Origin of the sequence: Mycolicibacterium arseniciresistens, assembly GCF_030519285.1 — a bacterium.
Classification (GTDB): Bacteria; Actinomycetota; Actinomycetes; order Mycobacteriales; family Mycobacteriaceae; genus Mycobacterium; species Mycobacterium arseniciresistens.
On record NZ_JAUMSQ010000220.1, the window covers coordinates 1 to 4,830 of the forward strand.

5 protein-coding genes are annotated in these 4,830 nt (G+C 70.7%); 2 read left to right on the plus strand and 3 right to left on the minus strand.

Annotated features, from left to right (window positions below):
• Together Q2100_RS22590 and pgsA are read right to left on the minus strand one after the other, a co-directional pair.
• On the minus strand, positions 1-242 hold a 242-nt coding region (locus Q2100_RS22590; protein WP_302915855.1), incomplete at its 3' end, for a CinA family protein.
• Complete coding sequence (gene pgsA, locus Q2100_RS22595) at positions 220-825, minus strand: CDP-diacylglycerol--glycerol-3-phosphate 3-phosphatidyltransferase (RefSeq protein ID WP_302915856.1); 606 nt, start codon at positions 823-825, stop codon at positions 220-222. The genes Q2100_RS22590 and pgsA, both read right to left, overlap by 23 nt.
• An 81-nt stretch (positions 826-906) precedes the next feature.
• Between pgsA and Q2100_RS22600 the strand changes: the two genes are divergently transcribed.
• Positions 907-1,389 (plus strand): amino-acid N-acetyltransferase, encoded by a 483-nt coding sequence (locus tag Q2100_RS22600; RefSeq protein WP_308214582.1) that lies wholly within the window; start codon positions 907-909, stop codon positions 1,387-1,389.
• A gap of 2 nt (positions 1,390-1,391) precedes the next feature.
• Complete coding sequence (locus tag Q2100_RS22605) at positions 1,392-2,390, plus strand: hypothetical protein (RefSeq protein WP_302915858.1); 999 nt, start codon at positions 1,392-1,394, stop codon at positions 2,388-2,390.
• Between the two features lie 4 nt (positions 2,391-2,394).
• On the opposite strand, the gene Q2100_RS22610 is transcribed toward Q2100_RS22605, so the two are convergent.
• Positions 2,395-4,830: FtsK/SpoIIIE family DNA translocase (locus tag Q2100_RS22610; protein ID WP_407667676.1), on the minus strand; the 2,436-nt coding region annotated here is incomplete at its 5' end.

A 4,830-nucleotide genomic window follows, 5' to 3' on the forward strand; every position in this document is an offset into this window, starting at 1 on the left:
GGCCCAGCGACCGGACCGACGGCCTCCAGCACCTGCGGCGGCACCCCGGCCAGCGAGATCTTGGTGTCCTCGTGGTAGGTGATCAGCCCGCCGCGCAGCACCACGCTCGCACCGGCCACCCCGGCAAGCGTGGCGGCGAGCAACCCCGCGGTCAGCGACTCGGCGGTGGCGACGCTCTGCCTGCGGACGGTGAGGTCGGCCACCAGCGCGCGGGCGTCCTCAGTGACCAGCGGGTCGTCCACGGGAGTCCCTGATCGCCGATACGACGTAGTCCACACCGGTGAGCACGGTGAGCACGATCGCGGCCCACATGATCACCCACGCGGTGGTCAGCCACGGGCCGGGCCAGGCGTGTAGCGGCAGCACGAACAGCCCGATCGCCACGCCCTGCACCAGCGTCTTGAGCTTCCCGCCCCGGCTCGCCGGGATCACGCCGTGACGCAGCACGGCGAAGCGCAGCACCGTGACGCCGATCTCACGGGCCAAGATCACCGCCGTCACCCACCACGGCAGGTCGCCGAGCATCGACAGCCCGACCAGCGCCGAGCCGATGAGCGCCTTGTCGGCGATGGGGTCGGCCAGGGTGCCGAATTCGGTCACCATGCCGTAGCTGCGTGCCAGTGCGCCGTCGAACCGGTCGGTGATGACGGCGACCGTGAACACGGTGAAAGCCATTACCCGCCAGAAGATCTCATGACCGTCGCCGACGAACAGCGCGACCAGGAACACCGGGACGAGGGCCATCCGCACACCGGTGAGGACGTTGGCGAGGTTCGCGACACGGGCGCGCGGCACCACCGGATCGGTATGGGGTTGGCCCGGCACCGCAACAGAATATCGGTTGCCGATGCGGATACTCTCGCAGCTGTGAGCGGAGCGGACGCCCAGCAGCCCGGCGGGGTCGTGGTGCGGCGCGCCCGGACCTCCGACGTGCCCGCCATCAAAGAGCTCGTCGACGTGTACGCGGGCCGTATCCTGCTCGAGAAGAACCTCGTGACGCTCTACGAGGCGGTGCAGGAGTTCTGGGTGGCCGAGGTGGACGGCGAGCTGCTCGGCTGCGGCGCCCTGCACGTGCTGTGGGCGGACCTCGGCGAGGTGCGCACGGTGGCGGTGCACCCCAAGGTGCGGGGACGAGGAGTGGGGCATCTGGTGGTGGACCGCCTGCTCGACGTCGCCCGCGAGCTCCGGCTGCAACGCATCTTCGTCCTCACCTTCGAGGTCGAGTTCTTCAGCAGGCACGGGTTCACCGAGATCGAGGGCACACCGGTCACCGCGGAGGTCTACGAGGAGATGTGCCGCTCGTATGACACCGGCGTCGCGGAATTCCTCGATCTGTCCTATGTCAAGCCGAACATCCTGGGCAACACCCGAATGCTGTTGACTCTCTAGCGATGCGCCCCGTCGTCGCGATACCCGCAATCCTGTTCGTCGTGTGCACCGCGGGCTGCGTGACCAACCGCGAGGACGATGCGCGCGACCTCGACCGTCATGTCCGCGGGATGCCCGGGGTGGCCGGCACCGAGGTGCGCTATCACAACGACTTCACCAACGGGGAGAACTTCGATCTGACGGTGACGCTGGATCCCGGCATCACCGAACCGCAGGTCAGACAGGTCGGCGGGTACTTCGTCGAGCACGCCACCGGCACCGGGCTGGCCGAGGACTCCGCGGAACTGTCGTTGCGCCTGCCCGTCGTCCCGCCGCCGCCGAAGAACTCCGGCATCCTCGAGTACTCGGAGGCGTCGTTCTCGTTCGGGCGTTCGACGACCGTCAGCAATGCCGATGCCGACGCCGTCGCGGTCAGCGCCGCGGTGTGGCTGCGGACAGTGCGGTCGCCGGTCGCCGCCAGGGTCGCGTTGACGCAGCCAAGGTGGAACGGGTCCGGCGACAGCCGCGGCATCACCGTGACGCTGCGCCCGGACGCCACCTCGGCGGAGGTCCTCGCGGCCCAGGCCGCCAATCCGGCACTGGCCGACGCGTCGTGGGGCATCTCGCTCCCGGCCGAGCCGTACCGGCATCCGCACACGTACTACTCGACGCCCCGGCCTCCGAGCGACGCCGACCTGCAGACCTGGCGCGAGATCAGCGCGGCGGTGGGCGGTTCGGAGGAGGCGCGGGGCACCACCACGGTGCCGGCCGAGCGCGGCCGCCAGGCCGAGACCGACGTCGAGATCGGGCTGCCGGACGGTTACGGCGCCGGAGCGGACGCCCGCCGGGTCGCCTTCGCCGTGGCCGACCTGCTGACCCGCTTCGGCCGGCCGGTCGAGTTGACCGCGCAGACCGGTGAGGGCGCCGCCGAGGTGATCGTCGGCGGCTGTTACCGCCACGACGCCGACCACGCCGCGCTGCCGCTGGAACGGGAGCTGTCCCAGCGCTACGAGACCTGCTGAGGCGCTAGTCCTCGGCGTCTCCGCCTGCCGCGTCGCTGCCGCCGCGGATGAGCGCCAGCGTTCCGGCCAGTTCGTCCGGTTTGACCAGCACGTCGCGCGCCTTGGAGCCCTCGCTGGGCCCGACGATGCCGCGGGTCTCCATCAGGTCCATCAGCCGGCCCGCCTTGGCGAACCCGACCCGCAGCTTGCGCTGCAGCATCGAGGTGGAGCCGAACTGCGAGGAGACCACCAGCTCCACGGCCTGCAGGAAGACGTCCATGTCGTCGCCGATGTCGGGGTCGACGTCCTTGCGCTCACCGGCCTTCACCGCCGTGACACCCTCGGTGTACTCCGGCTCGGCCTGCTCCTTCGTCGCGGCGACGACGGCCTGGATCTCCTCGTCGGTGATGAACGCGCCCTGCAACCGGATGGGCTTGTTGGCGCCCATCGGCAGGAACAGCCCGTCGCCCATGCCGATGAGCTTCTCGGCGCCCTGCTGGTCGAGGATCACCCGGCTGTCGGTGAGCGACGAGGTGGCGAATGCCAGCCGGGACGGCACGTTGGTCTTGATCAGACCGGTGACGACATCGACCGACGGCCGCTGGGTCGCGAGCACCAGGTGAATGCCCGCCGCGCGGGCCTTCTGGGTGATGCGCACGATCGCGTCCTCGACGTCGCGCGGCGCGGTCATCATCAGGTCGGCCAGCTCGTCGACGATGGCCAGGATGTACGGGTACGGCTTGTAGACGCGCTCGCTGCCCAGCGGCGTGCTGATCTCCCCGGTGCGCACCTTCTCGTTGAAGACGTCGATGTGCCGCACGCGGGACGCCTGCATGTCCTGGTAGCGCTGCTCCATCTCCTCGACCAGCCAGGCCAGTGCTGCGGCCGCCTTCTTGGGCTCGGTGATGATCGGGGTGATGAGGTGCGGGATGCCCTCGTAGGGGGTGAGCTCCACCATCTTCGGGTCGATCAGGATCATCCTGACCTCCTCGGGCGTTGCCCGCGCCAGCAGCGACACCAGCATGGAGTTGACGAAGCTCGACTTGCCCGAGCCGGTGGAGCCGGCCACCAGCAGGTGCGGCATCTTGGCGAGGTTCGCCGAGATCATCTCGCCCTCGATGTCCTTGCCGAGGCCGATCACCAGCGGGTGGTGGTCGCGGCGGGTCTTCGGGTCGGTCAGCACGTCGGCGAGCCGGACCATCTCGCGGTCGGTGTTGGGCACCTCGATGCCCACCGCCGACTTGCCGGGGATGGGCGCCAGCATCCGCACGCTCTCGGTGGCCACCGCGTAGGCGATGTTGCGGTGCAGCGCCGTGATCTTCTCGACCTTCACGCCCGGACCCAACTCCACCTCGTAGCGGGTGACGGTCGGTCCGCGCGTGCACCCGGTGACGGCCGCGTCGACCTTGAACTGGTCGAGCACCGAGCTGATCGCGTCGATCATCTGGTCGTTCGCCGAACTGCGGCGCTTGGGCGGATCACCGGCGATGAGCAGGTCGAGCGGCGGCAGCACGTACGGGCCCTCGACCACCCGGTCGAGTGTCAGCGTGTCGGTGTCGGGCCGGTCCGCCTTCTTCTCCGCGGCCGGCTTCTTGCGCTTCGGCTTGGCGGCCGGCTCGGGCACCGTCGGCGCATCGCCGGCGTCCTGCGGGTCGAGCGGGTAGTTCTCCATCGGGGTGCCCGACGGCCACGCCTGCGGCTCGTCTCCGAGATAGCCGGCCGGATCGTCGTAGTAGCCGTCGGAGAAGTCCTCGGCTGCGGCGTCTTCCGGCTCGTCGTCGTAGTCGTCGTCGTACTCGTCGTACTCGTCGTCGTCGTGGAACTGACGGGTCCCGAACATCGCACGCACCGTGGCGGGCACCTCGCGGATCGTGGTGCCGGTGATCAGCAGCACCCCGAACAGCACGCCGATGAACAGCAGCGGCGCGGCGATCCAGGCGGTCAGCCCGTCGGACAGCGGTCCGCCGATCGCGAACCCGGCGAAGCCGGCGGCGTGCCGGCGGTCCGTCGGCGCCTGAGGCGAACCGGCCCACAGGTGCCACAGCCCCAGGGCGGGCAGCGCGATCATCGTCGCGCCGAGGATCAGCCGGGGCCGGGCCTCCGGGTCGGGTTCGCTGCGCATCAGCGTCACCGCGACGGCGACGAGCAGCCCGGGCACCAGCACCACCGCGGAGCCGACGAGGGTCCGCAGGACGGTGTCGATCCATTCGCCGACCGGGCGGGCGGCGTCGAACCACGAGCCCGCGGCGATCACCACTGCCACGCCGAGCAGCGCCAGGGCGATGCCGTCGCGGCGGTGGCCCGGCTCGATCTCGCGGGCCCGGCCGACCGACCGTGCCGTCGACCCCGCACCCCGGGCGACCATCAGCCAGCCGGCGCGTGCGCCCCGGCCGACGGCGGCCCCGGCGGTGGCCAGAGGCGACGCGTGTCCCCGAGGGGCGGGCCTGCGGCGGGCGGGCGC

Excerpts from the sequence above, each read along its gene's own strand:
- Q2100_RS22605 (WP_302915858.1), top strand. The coding sequence starts at position 1,392 with ATGCGCCCCGTCGTCGCGATACCCGCAATCCTGTTCGTCGTGTGCACC.